The following is a 15,789-nucleotide window of genomic DNA, read 5'->3' as shown; positions in this document are numbered from 1 at the left end:
CCATTTGGACGTTGATCGTCTTCATGCGTCCTCGGCTTCGCGCATGCGCAACAGCATCGGAATCACCTCCCGCCGCAAAACCTTGCCCGACATGTTATGCGGCAGCGCCTCGACTATCCGGATCATGCCGGGCACCTTGACCGCCGCCAGCCGGGCCGCGCAATGCTCCTGGATCGCCGCTTCGCTGGGCGCGGCGCCCGGCATCGGCACGATGGCCGCCGCCACCATCTGGCCGTGATCCGCGTCGGGAAGGCCGACCACGGCCGCCTGCGCCACATAATCCAGTTCACTCAAGACCTGCTCGACCTCGGCCGCGTAGATCGGCCTTCCGTCCCGGTTGATGAGGTCGCTGGCGCGGCCCAGGACATAGACATAGCCATGCTCGTCGATGCGGGCATAATCGCCCGTGCGATACCAGCCGTCCGGCGTGATCGCCTTTCCGGTGAGGTCGGGCTCCTTCCAATAGCCCATCATCATCGCCGGCCCGCGCCCCTGCGCCTCGCCCACTTCGCCCGGCGCGACTTCCCGCCCGTCCGGCCCGAGGAAGCGCATCCGCGCGCCCGGCGCGATCTTCCCGGCCGATCCGGTCGGCGGGGGAACGCCCGCCGGGTCGTTCATGACAAGGGGCCAGCATTCGAACGCCGCATAGGCATCCAGCACGGGCGTTCCGGTGATGCGGCGCCAATCCTCGAAAACGGCTTCGTTGCGCGCCTCTCCGCCGGAAATGCAGCAGCGCAGATGGAAGTCCGGCACCGCGTCGCGCCGATGCCAGGCATTGGCGATCTTCACATACATGCTGGTCGACCCCGCGAAGAAGGTGATGCCATGTCCCAGCATCGCGTCCAGCACGCCATCCGGGGAAAATTCGCGCATCAGATGGATTCTGGCGGCGCGGGTGGTGGCGGTCAGCGAGAGGATGACAAGCCCCATCATCCAGGAAAGCGGCACGGCGACCAGGATCGTGTCGGCAGCGTCGATCCGCCAGATGTCCGCCACACCATCCGTTCCCTCCGCGATCGAGCGGTGCGAATGCGCAACCGGCTTGGGCACGCCCGTCGTCCCGGAGGTATAGCCGATGACGCCGACCGCGTCGCAATCGACCTGCGGCAAATCCCCGGCGAACGGCGCGATGTGGGGGATGAGTTCCGCGTTGCAGACAAGATCGAAGATTTCCGTGCGCGAGCCTGTCCTGCTGACGGCGGCCGCCGCAGCGGTCTGGCTCTCCCCTTCCGCAAACAGGAAATGCGGCTCGGCATTGGTCAGCGCATAGTCGAGCTCATTGGGCCCCGTAGAAGCGTGGACGACCGCCATCACGCCGCCCGCGCGCCACACGGCGAAGCTGAGTATCAGGAACTCCGCGCAATTGCCGCTCATGATGAGCACGCTCTGCCCCGGCGCGAGTCCGGCGGTGGTGAGCCGCCGCGCCAGACGCTCCACGGCCCGATCGAAATCCGACCAGAGGATTTCGCGATCGCCGTCGACGATCGCCACCCCCTGCGGAAAGGATTGGGCCGCCCTGCGAAGATGGTCGCTTGCCAGATTGATCACGATAGCTGCCTTTCGAATTGCCGATGCTCTGCATGGGCGGGGACGCCGACGGGCTCCTGCTCGACCGCTTCGCCCGCTGCCCGCGCCCGCTCGACCTTCGTCGCCTCCGCCGACTGGACGTGCCGGGCCGCCATCCACAGGGCGGCCACCGCGATCGGCACCGCCAGCAGGCCCGCCATCAGCCCGGTGGCCAGACTGCCCTGCGCGGCGGAAACCTTGCCGACCAGATAGGGGCCCAAGGCCGAACCCACGAGCGTGCTGACAAGGATATAGGTGACCGACGCCGTTCCGCGCATGCGCGGCATGACGATTTCCTGAATGGTGGCGGCGCCGGCCGCCATCCACATGATGCCGACGAATATGACGGGAAGGTTCAGAAGGAAGAAGATCCAGGGATTGTGCGTCAGGCACATGCCGATCACGAAGGGAACCGGGATCACCGTGGACGCGATGCCGACATGGATTCGCCCCGCCGCGTGCCGACGCAACATGATGTCCGACAGGCGGCCGCCGACGAAGACGCCCGCCATGCCGCAAATGGCCGCCGAAGCGCCCAGAACCATGCCCACCGTCGCCTTGTCGACCGGCAGCGAACGCAAAGCCAGAGGAGCCGTCCAGAAGCCCATGTTCAGCACCAGCATGGAGGAGAAGCCGAAGCCGATCGTCGTGTAGAGAAAGGCCGGCGCCTTCCACGTCAGCGCAAAGGTCGCGGGATCGCGCGCCCGCAGCATCTGGGCGGCGGTGAAGGCGGCATACCATCCGATGGCGATCGCGATCCATTGCATCCTGTCGCCCGAAGCGGCGATCAGCCCCCATGCCGCCGACGCCACGATCAGGGCCGCCGCGATGTTGACCGCAAGGACTTTCGGACCGGTGCGGGCAGCCTGGTAAAAGGTGAAAGGAGGAATGACGCTGGCAATATCGTCGAACAGGCGCAGCCAGATGTCCTTTTCCGCCGGAGGATAAGTGCCGTCGGACAACCCCCTCCTCGGTTCGCGCAGGGTCGAGACGAGGATCGCGATCAGCAGGCCCGGGAGACCGACGACCATGAAGGCCGCCTGCCATCCCCGCAGGCCGAAGGGTCCGGCCTCCCCGAAGGACGAGAGCCACGAAGCCACGACCAGCCCCCCGATCGCGAACGCCAGGCCCTGACCGAGATAGAAGCCGGTGCTGAAGATGCCCAGCGCCGTCCCGCGCCGCCCGCGAGAGAACCAGTCGGATAAAAGCGAATAGGCGGAAGGAACGGCGGACGCCTCTCCAATGCCGACGCCGATGCGGGCGGCGACCAACTGGCCGACGCTGCCGGCCAATCCGCAAAACACCGTCATCATCGACCAGATCGAGATGCAGATGGACAATAAGCGCACCCGCTTCCACCGGTCCGCCAGACGGCCGAACGGAAAACCGAACAGGGCATAGAAGACGCCGAAAGCGGTTCCGTGCAGGAAACCAAGCTCCGCGTCGCTGAGCCCGAAATGCGCCTTGATGTCTTCGGCCAGGATCGAGAGGATGGTGCGGTCCATCCAGGTCAGGGTATAGACTCCGACAAGCACCATCAGAACATAACGGGCATAGGGACCGTCGACCGCATTCCGTTCCGCCGCGGCTCCGCCCATGACCCTGTTGTCCGGTGCAAGCGATGCGCTGCTGGCTTCCAAACCCGTTCCTCCTTCACCCGCCCGCTCATAACGTCGCTGAAGGGCGACCGGCTGCACGACGGCAAGCCGGCTACCCTTGAACGTCACTGGATATTATATCGCAGCTTCAGGCCGATCTGCCGGCCGCGCGAATAGGAGCCGAACGTCGATGTCGAAGACCCCACGCCCGTATAGTCGACTTCCAGCAGCCGCTTGTCAGTCAGATTCCGGCCGAACAGCGACATCGCCCAGCGGCCATCCTCCGGCCCGAAATCGATATGCGCGTCCAGTTGGGCATAACCGTTCTGCACCATGCGCGGATCGTTGAACGATCCCGCATTATATTTGGTGCGCGCAAAGACGGACGCGCCGGCCGCGATCTGATTGCCGTTCCCGACCGGCTGCACATATTCGACATTGAAGGAGCCCGTCCATTTGGACGAATAGGGCGTCGGCGTCCCGGAAAGATCCTGCGCGCCGCCGACACAGCCGGGCGCCAGCCGCGCATTTTGCAGCGTGTTGCAGGCTGCCCCCACGAAGGAAATATATTTGGCGTCCAGATAGGCGCCGTTGAAGCCCAGCCGCAAATTGTCGGTAACCTGATAATTGAGGTCCAGCTCGACGCCCTGCGACCGCGCCTTGCCGATGTTCGACACGACCAGGTTGAAGCCCTGCCGCACCGATTGCTGCAGGCCGTTAAATTCCTCGCGGAACACCGCGATCGAATAATCGAGGCGGTTGTCGAGCAGAAGTCCCTTTATCCCGGCCTCGACCATCCATGCCTTTTCGGACCCGAACCCGTCATTGGCCGGGCTGGTGGTATAGGTATAGTCGAAACCGCCGACCTTGGCCCCCTTCACATATTTCACATAGGCCATGTTATTGGGGGAGAATTTATACTGCACGATCGCCTGCGGCTGCCACTGGCGGTCGACCAGATGGAAGGTGCCCATGGGGAAGGCGTGCTGGATTCCGCCGAGCACCGCCGCAAGGACTCCGTCCAGCGAGGGGTCGCGCGCGGCCAGCAGCGCGGCGCGCGAGGTGTCAAGATCGATGTTCGGAATGATGCGCGCCGCGAACATGCTCTGCCCGGCCTTTTTCCGCGTGTCGGAATAGCGGACGCCGCCGGACAGGCTCAACTGATCGGTCAGATGGTAGGTGAGATCCACGAAAGCCGAAAAGACCCGGTTCTTCTGATCGAAGGTGAAGTTCCGCGAGAAAGGCGTCGCCGCGGTTCCGGTAAGCCCCAGGGCGCCCAGATTCAGTTCCTGGTTCGCGTCGATCGCCAGGGTGTCGCGCTGATAATAGCCGCCGACGGTGGCGTCCAGCTTGCCGAAAGTGCCGCCAAAGCGCAGTTCCTGGCTGAACTGCTTATAGTGGGTCCATTGCCCGTTCACGAATGCGGGACTGTGGTTGATGCCGTCGGTGCCGTATATCACGACGCCGTCGCTCTTCCGCCATGCCGTGGTCGAGGTCAGCGTCCCGCCCGCAATGTCGTAATTGATGTCGGCCTGATAAAGTTGCGCTTCCAGCTCCGCCAATTCGTCGGTGAAGAACGGCGCGACATTGGTGTTGACGTAGCGCGTGTCCTTGTCGCCCACCACGGGATAGAGCGAGGTATTGCCCACCAGCGGCTGGTTGGTCGGCACCAGCGTGTTGCCGCGGTCCTTGATCCGGTCAAGCTCGGCGCGCAGCACGATGTCCAGCCCGTCGACCGGCTGCAGCCGCAGCGACGGACGTATCGCATAGTTGCGCGTTTCGGGTTCGCGTTCGCCCTTGACCGGATTGTCATATCGTCCCCGGTCCAGATTCTGGAAAAGCCCCGCCACGCGCAGACTCATGCCCTCGCTGAGCGGAACGGTGACGCCGGTCTGCGCCTGAAATTCGCGGCCATAAAATTCGTAGCCGATCGAACCGTCAGCCTCGAATTCGTCGCCGGGCTTCTTGGTCGAGATATTGAGCGCGCCGGCCGTGGCGCTGTTGCCGAACGTCAGCACCTGCGGCCCCTTCAGCACTTCCACCCGCTCGACATCGAAGATCGGAATGCGGGCTTCCTGGTCGCGGCCGTAGGAGACGTTGTCGACGAATTTACCGACGGCTTGTTCGAAACCCGCATTGCCGCCCGACCCGAACCCGCGGATGACCGCCACGCTGTTCGCGGCGCCATAGGTGTAGTTGAAGCTGGGCGTGATCTTGCCGATGTCGATCATCTGCGTGATATTCTGCCGCTGCAAAGTCTCGCCGCTCAAGGCGGTGATCGCCACGGGAACGTCGCGAAGGCTTTCGGAACGCTTGCGCGCCGTCACGACAATGTCGCCAACCGATGAGCCGCCGCCCGCGGCCTGGTCCGCGCCCGCCGCCTGGGGAGCTTCCTGCGCCTGCACCGCCCCGGCCGCCAACGCCACGGCGGAAACCCCCGCCAGTGCCTTGGCCGCCGCGATATGCCATTTTCCCATTGCGATCATCCTCTTTCCCCTCCTTATGATGCGCCGGTCTCGTCGCCGTCGCGCGCTTTTCGATGCTGTGGCTCGGGTCCGTTTCGAAACGGATCGCCATTCAGGCCGATCCGGACAAACGTCCTCCCGGCCACGGGCAGAACAAATTTAATATAGGTACAGAACACGCCCCTTCCGTCATCGCGCACCGCGATTTCAGGATATTTTGAGGTCGCGCTATTCAACGATCTTCGACGAAGAGAGATTTCTCTGCTTCACGAATATCCATGGCATGGATTTTCCACAGCTATCGTCCATCTCTCCCGTCCTGGTCCTGGAGGCCGATCTGAACTTCCCGACATCTTTCGGGCTTTATGCGCAATCGACCTCTTCATTATCGATTCGTATCTTAGGACACAGGCCGGCGCGTGTCAATGAAACGTTTCATTTATGAAAAGTGACATGATCCTGAATGGCCGTCTTGCCGATCCAGTAGCGGCTGGCCGCCGAATCTAGGTCGGGATAGCCGAAGGATATGCCGAAAAGCATCTTGAGCGACGGATCGATGCCCAGCACCTCGCGGGCCGTTTCCGCGAAAAAGCCGAGCAAGGTCTGGGGCACGCCCCCCAGGCCGTGGGCCGCAAGCGAAAGCAGGAACGTCTGAGCATACATGCCCACATCGCCGGCGATCCGGACGCTGTCGTAGAATGACGGCATGAACAGCAGGCAGGCATGCGGCGCACCAAAGAATTCGAGATTCCGCAGCATCGTCATGCGACGCTCGTCGAACGCCTCGCGCGCGACGCCCAGCGCTTCGTAATAAGCGGCGGCCTGGGCCTTCTGGCGGTCGCTGTAGACGCCGTAAAGTTCATCATATCCAAACGGAAAATCAGGCGTCAGCCGTCCCGCCGCCTCCGCCTCCAGCATCGCCTTGCTCAGCTCGTCGCGCTTCGCGCCGGAGACGATATGCACCGACCAGGGCTGGATATTGGCGTTCGATGGGGCATGGCGCGCATCATCGACCACCGCCTGCATCAACGCGTCCGGCACGGGCGTCGGAAGAAAGGCCCGAACGGACCGCCGTTCGCGAACGACATCGTGAAACAATTTGCTCTCATCCATCGCAAGTTCACCTTATTGAGACAGAAGCGGATACCGCCAGACGCCGTTCGTCAAGCGTCTACCAGTCGTTTTCCGAACAAGGCGACGTCCAGTTGAAGCGGGTCCAGAAATTCGACAAGCTCGGCAAAACCCTCGCCCTCGACACGCAGGTAGAAACCGTAGAAGGGCTGGGCATAGGGACCATATTTGCCCGCGCCGCCGGTGCTGGACGCCCGCAAAAAGGCGCGATAGCCGTCGATCATGATTTCCGAGAACGTCATCTGCGGACGCACCGTGAAATGCACGAGCAGGGGCGCCAGCCGCTCCATCGTGTCGTCCGGGCCATAATAGGTGCCCGATACCGGGGATTCGCCTATAAGCGTATACACCGCATCCGCATTGAGCATGCGGTAGCAAGCTTCGAAATCCCCGGCCACATCACGCTCTATGAAGCGATCGACCAGTGCGCGGGTCTTCTTCTCCGCGACCGCCCGCTCTTCGAGGCTCAGACTATAATCAAGCATGTCATCTCTCCCAAACGGCCCATGGCGGGGATACCGCGCCTCACCAAATTATGAAACGTTTCATATCTCACTTTCCAGCCATACATCAAGACGCGACGCGCATCGTCTTGGGCAGGCCCGCGCGGGCGAGCTGGCCGCCAAGCGCGCCGGGCGGCAACATCGCGGCGACGGCCGATCGCGCAGCCAGCAGCCGGGCGAGATCGATCCCGGTATCCACCCCCATCAGCTCGAACATGAATATGAGGTCCTCGATCGCGACATTGCCCGTCGCCCCCGGCGCATGCGGACAGCCGCCCAGTCCGCCGAGCGACCCATCGAAGATACGGATGCCCGCCCGATAGGCTGAAAAGGCGTTGGCAAGCGCCAGCCCACGCGTATCGTGCAGGTGGATGGCGATGGGCAAATCGGCAAAGCGTTCCAGCATCGCCGCGCTCAACCCGGCGACCGCGATCGGATCGGCATAGCCCACCGTGTCGGCTATGGTGATGCCGTCGACGCCGGCGGCGGCGACCTCTTCAGCCAGCCGGAGGGTCGCCTCGGGATCGACCCTGCCTTCGATCGAACAGCCGAACGCGGTCGACAATCCGACATCGATCCCGGGGCGACCATCCGGCGGAAGGCTTGCCAGCATCGCCACGATCTCGCGCAATTGGCCAATCGATTCATGGGGCGTGCGGCGGACATTGGCCAGATTATGGCTTTCGCTCACCGAGATGACGAAGTTGATCTTGTCGACGCCCGCTTCGGCGGCGAGCTGCGCGCCCCTGAGATTGGGCGCGAGCGCTGTCACCGTCAATCCCTCAACCCCCCGGGCGTAGCGGACGATGTCGGCCGCGTCGGCAAATTGCGGCATGAGCGTCGCGGGTACGAAGGAGCAGACCTCCATCTCCCGCAGTCCAGCCGCGCGTTCGGCGTCGATCCAGGCTTGCTTCTGCCCGGTCGTCGGACCGGCGGCCAGCATCTGAAGACCGTCCCTAAGCCCGACTTCCCGAATGACGACAGGCCGAATGACGACAGGGTCCATCGCGCTCACCGCCCCTGAAACACCGGCGGGCGCTTCTCGTTGAAGGCCGCTATCCCCTCGCGCCGGTCTTCCGTCCCGATCAGGCGGCTATAGGCCTCGACCTCAAAGAACAGCCCCGTCCGCAAATCCATCTGCAGGCCAAAGCCAATCGACTTCTTCGCTTGCGCGATCGCGATCGGCGCGTTGGCGCAAATCGTCGCCGCGGTCTCCAGCGCGGCCGCCATGATGGCCGCGCCGGGCATGATCTTGTTCACCAGCCCCCATTCCAGCGCTTCGGCCGCCCCGAAAATGGCGCCGCTCAGGATGAGTTCCTTGGCGCGGGGGGCGCCGACGATCCGGGCCAGATGCTGCGTGCCGCCGCCGCCAGGCATGATGCCCCGCATCACTTCGGGAAAGCCGAAGCGGGCATGATCCGCGGCATAGGCGAAATCGCATCCGAGCATCAGTTCCAGCCCGCCCGCAAGCGCCGCCCCATTGACGACCGCGATCGTCGGGATCGGGCAGTCGCTGATCGCGCGCACCATCCGCTCGAACAGATAATGCTGTTCCTGAAACGCCGCATCGTCCATGCCGTTGCGTTCCTTGAGGTCGGCGCCGGCGCAGAAGATGCGATCGCCTTCAGCCGTCAGGATTATGCACCGATAGAGGGACGGTTTCGCCTCCAGAGCGCCGAAGATCCGGACAAGCTCCTCGCCCATCCTGGTGTTCAGCGAATTGCCGCGGCCCGCCCTTGCAAGCGTGATGCGCAGCATATGATCGCCGGGATGATCGAGGCGGACGGTTTCCAGACCGTCGAAGCTGAGTTCATGCGCCATGATGACTCCGCGTTTCCAGGGGATCGTGCGCGCCCAGCCGGGGGCCGGGCCGGCCGAGCGGCGGGCGGCAACTGTCAAAGGCGAGCGGAAGGCCGACCGTCTTTAACTCATTGCCGGAGGTGGCGCCGATGATGCCCAACGCGCCGACCTGCGCGCTGCCCATCACCTGATCGATGCTGTTCACCCGGCCGCAGGGGACGCCGGCGCCCTCCAGCTCCTTCTCCAGATTCGGTCGGTTGCGTTCGCAGATCATGGCCTGCAGCATGGGAAGAAGCGCGCTTCGGTTGCGGACGCGCATGTCGTTGGTGGCGAAACGCGGGTCGCCGCCCAGCTCGGGCGCGCCAAGCACGGAACAAAGCGAACGGAACAATTTGTCGTTGCCCGCCGAAATCATCAGCTCTTCGCCATTGCGGCAGAAGAAGGTCTGATAGGGCACGATGTTGGCATTGCCCGAACCATGCCTTTCGGGCGCTTCGCCGGAATTCAGATAGTCCGAAATCTGGACCGTCTGCCAGGCGAGCGCGGTTTCATAGAGGGACGTGTCGATCGTCGCGCCGACGCCCGTCTTCGACCGCTCGATATAGGCGGACAATATGCCCATGCACGCCCACATTCCCGTGCCCATGTCATTCACCGAGATCGGAATGCGGATGCTGGGATCGCCGGCGCGGCCCAGCAGGCTCATCATGCCGCTCACCGCCTGGATCAGCGGATCATAGCCGGGATGATCGCGCAACGGCCCGGTCGAGCCGAAAGCGGTGATGTTGCAATAGATGAGCGCGGGCTTGGCCGCGCGCAGCGTCGCCGCGTCCAGGCCGACGCGCTCGACGATGCCCCGCTTGAGATTCTGAACGACGATGTCGGCTTCGCCCAGGATCAGATCCGCGATCTGCCCGACCGACCGGCTGTCGCGAAGATCGGCGGTGACGCTCTCCTTGCCCAGATTGACGGCGTGGAACATGATCGCCGCGTCGCCATGGCGCACCGAACCCCATGCGCGGGCGTGATCGCCCATCCCCGCATTCTCGATCTTGGTGACGGTCGCGCCAAGCTGGCCCAGAATATGGCCGGCATAGGGCGCCGACAGGCTGTGGCCGATCTCGACCACCTTCACGCCCGCCAGCGGAAGGGGACGCGTCATGTGCTGGTCCCCCATCAAACGGCTGCCTTCCCGGTCGCGGAACCGCTATCCGGCGCCGCCTGGCGATAGTCCCGGCGCGCAGCGGCCGCCGTCACGTAACCGTCGGCCAGATCGGCGGCGATCGCCGCCTGATCGCGGTCCTCCGGCTTCCCGAAACCGCCGCTGCCGGCCGGTTGCACCAGAACCCGGTCGCCCTTCCGCACGATGACATGGCTGCCGCGCGCGGGAACCGTCTCGACCGTGCCGTCGGACCGTTCGATCTCGCATTTGAAGCAACTGCCCGGCAGGCCGCCCTCCAGACCGTCGGGCACCTGACGCTCGCGCTCTCCGGCGACGGTGAAGGTCGCTTCGTCATAATCGACGCGATAGACCCGCCGCGCGGCCAGGCCGCCGCGATGGCGGCCCGCGCCGCCGCTGTCCGCCACCAGGCTCCATTCGTCTATGCGCAACGGATAGGCCTGCTCTATGGCCTCCACCGATTGCGCGCCCGCATTGCCGACATAGACGCGGATCGCGCTCACGCCGTCCTTGTCACTGCGCGCGCCCATGCCGCCCGCATGCACGTCGAACAGGCTGGCGAAGCGCCGGCCGGTCCGCGCCACCCGATCCTCATCCGGATCGGAACCGGCGAAGATTCCCGCGCACGCCGCGCAGTTGCTCTGCGCCGTGACGCGCTGGGGCACCGCAGGCGCGAGGGCTTTCAGCAGCATGTCGATCACCCGCGGCGACGTTTCCGTCACGCCGGACACGACGGAGGCGGGAAAGCTGCAGTTGAGGACGCTGCCTTCCGGCGCGATCACCTTCACCGGCCGATAGCAGCCCTGGTTGATGGGGATCATGTTGTCGGTGATCGCCTTCACCGTGAACCAGGTGCTGTTGTAGGTGACCGACAAGGGGCAGTTGATGCCGCCGCGCACCTGCGCTCCGCTGCCGCTATAGTCGAATTCGATCGTGTCGCCCTGCTTGGTGATCTTGACCCGAATAGGGATCAAGGGCCGCTCGCCGTCGACCTCGTAGACGGCGTCGATCTCATCCTCGCCCAGATACACGCCATCGGGCATCGCTTCGAGCGCCTGGCGCATCAGCGCCTCGGAATGGTCCAGCGATCGCGACATGGCGGACTTCAGGGCGTCGGCGCCATAGCGCTCGACCAGAGTCAATATGCGCTGGCCGCCGACGAAGCAGCCGGCATATTGCGCCTGCATGTCCAGCAGCCGCGTCTCGGGATCGCGCGTATTTTGCAGGATCAGGGTCTTCACATCCTCGACCACCCGGTCGTCGCGATAGAGCCGGACGGGAGGAATGCGAACACCCTCGCCAAAAATGTCCCAGGTCTCCGCCGCGAAGCTGCCGGGGGACTGGCCGCCTATGTCGCTCCAATGCCCCTTGGTCATCACATAGGCGACGATCCTGTCGCCCGCGAAGACGGGTCTGGTGAACTGCACGTCCGGGTGATGATTGCCGCCCCCCAGATAGACGTCGTTGCTGATGATGACGTCGCCGGGCCGCAGATTGTCCGCGCCGATCGCCTGGACGGTGGCCTTGGTCGAGATGACCGCCGCGCCGAGCATCGTGGGTATGTCATTGCCCTGCGCGACCAGTTGCATCTCATCGTCGAAGATCGCGGCCGATGCGTCCCCGCCGGAATGGATGATGGGGCTTCCCGCCGTGCGGGTCATGGCGATCTTCATCTCGCGCGCGATCGCATACAGGCTGCTGCGGATGATTTCGTAGGTTATGGTATCCATCGCTGTCAGAGCTCTACAATGAGGTTGCTGAAGGCATCGAGGTAAGCCACGTGCCCGGTGTCGACGACGAGGCAACTGCTCGCTTCCTCGATCACGGCCGGGCCGTGCACCCGGTCGCCGTCGCGAAGCCTGCCGCGCTTGAAGACGGGAACGTCGATCATCTCCCCGCCCAGATAGAGGCGGCGCACGCGCGAAGTCTGCAGCGGTTCGAGATCGGATGTCCCGTCGCTCGACCTTATGGTTCCGCGCCAACCCGTCTCCGCTTCGGCGCGCGCCCGGATGTTGACGCAGATGATCGGCTGATCCGGCTTGATGAAATTCCACTGCCGCATATGCGCGGCCTCGAAAGCGGCGCGGATGCCCGCCACGTCCACCGCGCCTTCCCCGATGTCGACCGTCATCGCCTCCGGCTGACCGGCATATCGGCAATCGACCCGCCGCGTCACCCGGATGTCGGCGCCGCCGCTGACATAGGATGACAGGTCGGCCCGCACCTCATCCTCGAGCGAGGCGAACATCGCCGCCAGTGCTTCGGGATCAAGCGCGGCCAGTTCGCTCTCGATCGAGGTCTGCCTGTCGATCGACTGATCCGCGACGGTCATGCCGAAGGCGCTGAACAGACCCGGCAACGCAGGCACGACGACCTTCCTGATCTCCAGCTCGCTGGCGAGGTCGATGGCGTGGACAGGGCCGGCGCCGCCATAGCAGACATAGACGAAGTCCCGCGGATCATAGCCCCGCTCGACCGTCATCAGCCGCATCGCCTGCGCCATCAAGGCGTTGGCCACCGCCCGGACGGTCCGCGCTGCCTCCAGGACGGAGGTGCCGAGAGGTTCGGCAAGATGCTTTTCGATCGCCCGCCGCGCCGCCTCGACATCCAGCGGGAAAGTGCCGTTCAGGAAGCTGTCCGGATCGATATAGCCAAGCACGAGGTTGCAGTCGGTCACGGTCGGCCGCGTGCCGCCGCGCCCATAGCAGGCCGGGCCTGGGTCCGCCGCCGCGCTTTCGGGGCCGATGCGCACGCCGCCGCCCACATCGATCCAGGCGATGGACCCGCCGCCGGCGCCGACCGAGTCGATATCGATCGTCGGAGACCGAACGGTATAGGAATGAAGCAGGCCCGAAGTGCGAAGCTCCGGCTTGCTGTCGCGGATCAGCGACACGTCGAAGGTCGTGCCCCCCATGTCGCCCAGGATCGAGTTCGAAAGGCCAAGCCGCTCCGTCACGCGGGTGGTCGCGCTCACGCCGCCCGCAGGCCCGGATTCGAGCAGCACGACCGGCCGCGCCTCCACGAAGTCGGGATGGGCCAGGCCGCCGTTCGACTGCATGAACAGCAGCTCGCCGCCGAAGCCGAGTTCGCGTAGCGCGCCCTTGAAGGTGCGGATATAGCGGCTGCACACCGGACCCAGCATCGCGTTCATAACGACGGTGCTGGTGCGCTCATATTCCATCAGTTCCGGATTGACCTCGTGGGAGGTGGTGATGAAGCGATCCGGCAGCCTCTCTCGCAATATCTCCGCCACGCGCAGTTCATGCGCGGGATTGGTGTAGGAGTGAAGCAGGCACACGGCGACAGCCTCGATGTCCGATCCGGCGAGCTGGTCGGCCAGCGCCTTCACCTCCTCCTCGTCCAACGGCTTGGCGATATTGCCTTTGGCGTCGATGCGTTCGTCGACCTCCAGCCGCCAGCGCCGTTTGACCAGTTCGCGGGGCGCCTCGAACTGAAGATCGTACAGATCGGCGCGATCATGCCGCGACACCCGGCGGATCTCCAATATGTCGCGGAACCCCTTGGTCGTCACCAGGGCGGTCCTGGCCCCCTTATGCTCGACCACCATGTTGGTCGCCATGGTCGTGCCATGACCGACGAAATCGATGTCCTCGCTCTTATAGGCGCTGATCTCCAGGATCGCCTTAAAACCCTCGATCGCCCCTATGACGCGGTCGGCGGGCGTGGTTGGGACCTTCACCGACCAGTGACGGTCCAACTCATCGTCGATGAGAACGACGTCCGTGAAGGTTCCGCCAACATCGATACCCACTCGCCTCATGCCAACATCCTCAGTTGAATTCGAATTTCTTTTTGCGCCGATCGGACGAGACCATCTTACACCTAACCGCTGTCTCCGCCGCCCCGCGGCAAGAAGCCCATTGGAATCTTCCCGCTATCCGCGCTGCTCCTGCCCCTACCGCACCCCATGGCGACTGTCAATGAAACGTTTCATATTTATTGTGGCGTTTGCATGAAGCCCGGCTCCCGCATGCCCTTCGGCCGCCGTTATTCTGGGAGAAGCACCCTATCGCTCGCGCCGAAGCCGACGGGAAGCGGATGCGGAGCATTTTAATATGAATCGTTTCATTGACACTATGCCATGCATGCCTATATCCCGTGATCCAGGGAATGCGCCCGGCGCGGGACCGGATATTTCTCCCTCCCTTGCAGACGATCCAATCGCGGAGACGTTCCGTCACCCATCTGCGGAGATCGGCGCCGGACCTTTCTTGTCGCGCAGCCCATTAATGGCGGCTTTGACCGCCGCGAACGGAGAAGAAGGCATGAGCAAATTGGCCGGAAAGGTTGCGGTCGTCACGGGAGGAAGCAGCGGCATTGGCCTTGCCACCGCGCAAGCCTTCGTCGAGGCGGGCGCCTATGTCTATATTACCGGCCGCCGCAAGGCCGAACTGGATGCCGCGGTGGCGCAAATCGGCGGGAATGTTGCCGGCATCCAGGCCGACTCGGCCCGGAAGGACGATCTGGAAAGATTGTTCAGGACGATCGCGGCGGACAAGCGGCGGATCGACGTGCTGTTCGCCAATGCCGGCGGCGGCGCAATCATCCCCCTCGCGGACGTGACCGAAGGGCATTTCGACGATGTTTTCGACCGCAATGTCAAAGGCGTGTTCTTCACCGTCCAGGCCGCCTTGCCCCTGCTGGTGGAGGGCGCGTCCGTCATCCTGGTGGGATCGACGGCGGGGAGCATGGGCAATGAGTCGTTCAGCGTCTACAGCGCCAGCAAGGCGGCCGTCAGAAATTTCGCCCGCAACTGGATATTGGACCTGAAGGACCGGCATATCCGGGTCAATACGCTCAGCCCCGGTCCCATTCGCACCCCTGCCCTGGTCGGACTGGCAGGCCCCGACGCCGATCAGCAACAGGCCCTGCTGGACCGCATGGCCAGCCTGGTGCCGCTCGGCCGCGTCGGGGAGCCGGAGGAAGTGGCGAAAGTGGCCCTCTTCCTCGCCTCCGACGATTCGAGCTACGTCACCGGCTCGGAGCTTTTCGTCGATGGCGGGCGCGCCCAGATTTAGCCGGGGCGGCCCTTGGCAAAGCGCGCAGGCGGCATATCCGCCTGCGCCTGCTCCATCCTCTATGCCGACACCAGCTTCTTGCCGAAAAGCGCGACCTCGATCTGCACCGTGTCGAGAAACTCGACTATTTCCGCAAAGCCATCGCCCTTGGCGTGCAGGAAAAAGCCGTAATAGGGCTGATCATATGTTCCATAGGCGGCCGCCGCGCGCCCGGACGCGCGCAGAAATGCCTTGTCGCCATCCACCAGCACGTCCGAGACCTTGATGTCCGGCGCGCCCGTGAAGCGCGAAAGGTGCGGCGCCAGGCGGGTGAAAAGATCGTCCACCCCCTCATAAACGCCCGACGCGGGCGTCGTGCCCGTCAGGATGTAGCGCCCGTCCGCATTGAGCATGCGGAAGGCCTGCTCAGGCCGTCCGGACTCAAGATGATCCGCGAATTGGCGGACCAGTTCACGCGTCGCTTCACACATATCGCCATCTCCTTGTTCGCCCCGAAAGCCGTTGCCG

The 15,789-nt window shown here is 64.1% G+C and carries 12 protein-coding genes; 1 reads left to right on the top strand and 11 read right to left on the bottom strand.

The genetic code is table 11. From position 1 onward, the window contains the following. Window positions 1–21: 21 nt before the first annotated feature. The 10 genes from H5V43_RS00860 to H5V43_RS00815 all read right to left on the bottom strand — a co-directional run bounded on the left by H5V43_RS00860 (window position 22) and on the right by H5V43_RS00815 (window position 14,024). On the bottom strand, window positions 22–1,548 hold the full coding sequence (locus H5V43_RS00860; protein WP_025547205.1) for a class I adenylate-forming enzyme family protein: 1,527 nt from the start codon (window positions 1,546–1,548) through the stop codon (window positions 22–24). Continuing rightward, window positions 1,545–3,293 carry a spinster family MFS transporter gene (locus H5V43_RS00855; protein ID WP_193666724.1) on the bottom strand — a complete coding sequence of 583 codons (1,749 nt, stop codon included), beginning with the start codon at window positions 3,291–3,293 and terminating at the stop codon, window positions 1,545–1,547. Before H5V43_RS00855 ends, H5V43_RS00860 begins: the two co-directional genes overlap by 4 nt. Further along, complete coding sequence (locus H5V43_RS00850; protein ID WP_025547202.1) at window positions 3,290–5,650, bottom strand: TonB-dependent receptor; 2,361 nt, start codon at window positions 5,648–5,650, stop codon at window positions 3,290–3,292. Before H5V43_RS00850 ends, H5V43_RS00855 begins: the two co-directional genes overlap by 4 nt. 414 nt (window positions 5,651–6,064) lie before the next feature. After that, window positions 6,065–6,742: a nitroreductase gene (locus tag H5V43_RS00845; protein ID WP_099186187.1), complete on the bottom strand. Its 678-nt coding sequence runs from the start codon at window positions 6,740–6,742 to the stop codon at window positions 6,065–6,067. A gap of 50 nt (window positions 6,743–6,792) precedes the next feature. After that, window positions 6,793–7,245 carry a nuclear transport factor 2 family protein gene (locus tag H5V43_RS00840; RefSeq protein WP_025547200.1) on the bottom strand — a complete coding sequence of 151 codons (453 nt, stop codon included), beginning with the start codon at window positions 7,243–7,245 and terminating at the stop codon, window positions 6,793–6,795. Window positions 7,246–7,330: 85 nt separating this feature from the next. Further along, window positions 7,331–8,269 carry a hydroxymethylglutaryl-CoA lyase gene (locus H5V43_RS00835; protein ID WP_025547199.1) on the bottom strand — a complete coding sequence of 313 codons (939 nt, stop codon included), beginning with the start codon at window positions 8,267–8,269 and terminating at the stop codon, window positions 7,331–7,333. A 5-nt stretch (window positions 8,270–8,274) separates the two neighbouring features. Then, window positions 8,275–9,084 (bottom strand): enoyl-CoA hydratase/isomerase family protein, encoded by an 810-nt coding sequence (locus H5V43_RS00830; RefSeq protein WP_025547197.1) that lies wholly within the window; start codon window positions 9,082–9,084, stop codon window positions 8,275–8,277. Continuing rightward, on the bottom strand, window positions 9,074–10,225 hold the full coding sequence (locus H5V43_RS00825; protein WP_025547195.1) for a CaiB/BaiF CoA transferase family protein: 1,152 nt from the start codon (window positions 10,223–10,225) through the stop codon (window positions 9,074–9,076). The genes H5V43_RS00830 and H5V43_RS00825 overlap by 11 nt, the downstream gene beginning before the upstream one ends. A gap of 14 nt (window positions 10,226–10,239) precedes the next feature. Then, window positions 10,240–11,973, bottom strand: coding sequence for a hydantoinase B/oxoprolinase family protein (locus H5V43_RS00820; protein ID WP_025547193.1), 1,734 nt, complete (start codon window positions 11,971–11,973; stop codon window positions 10,240–10,242). 5 nt (window positions 11,974–11,978) lie between these two features. Beyond that, window positions 11,979–14,024 carry a hydantoinase/oxoprolinase family protein gene (locus tag H5V43_RS00815; RefSeq protein ID WP_099186188.1) on the bottom strand — a complete coding sequence of 682 codons (2,046 nt, stop codon included), beginning with the start codon at window positions 14,022–14,024 and terminating at the stop codon, window positions 11,979–11,981. A 505-nt stretch (window positions 14,025–14,529) separates the two neighbouring features. On the opposite strand from H5V43_RS00815, the gene H5V43_RS00810 reads away from it, so the two are divergent. Continuing rightward, a complete protein-coding gene (locus H5V43_RS00810) occupies window positions 14,530–15,282 on the top strand; it encodes an SDR family NAD(P)-dependent oxidoreductase (protein ID WP_025547191.1) in 753 nt (250 codons plus the stop codon). A 59-nt stretch (window positions 15,283–15,341) separates the two neighbouring features. Here the strand turns inward: H5V43_RS00810 and H5V43_RS00805 are convergent, their stop codons facing one another. Then, complete coding sequence (locus H5V43_RS00805; RefSeq protein WP_025547189.1) at window positions 15,342–15,752, bottom strand: nuclear transport factor 2 family protein; 411 nt, start codon at window positions 15,750–15,752, stop codon at window positions 15,342–15,344. Between the last annotated feature and the right edge of the window lie 37 nt (window positions 15,753–15,789).

It is taken from the genome of Sphingobium fuliginis (assembly GCF_015074805.1).
GTDB lineage: Bacteria > Pseudomonadota > Alphaproteobacteria > Sphingomonadales > Sphingomonadaceae > Sphingobium > Sphingobium fuliginis.
The sequence above is the reverse complement of the archived record's forward strand: the minus strand, read 5'-3'. Positions and strand labels throughout refer to the sequence as shown.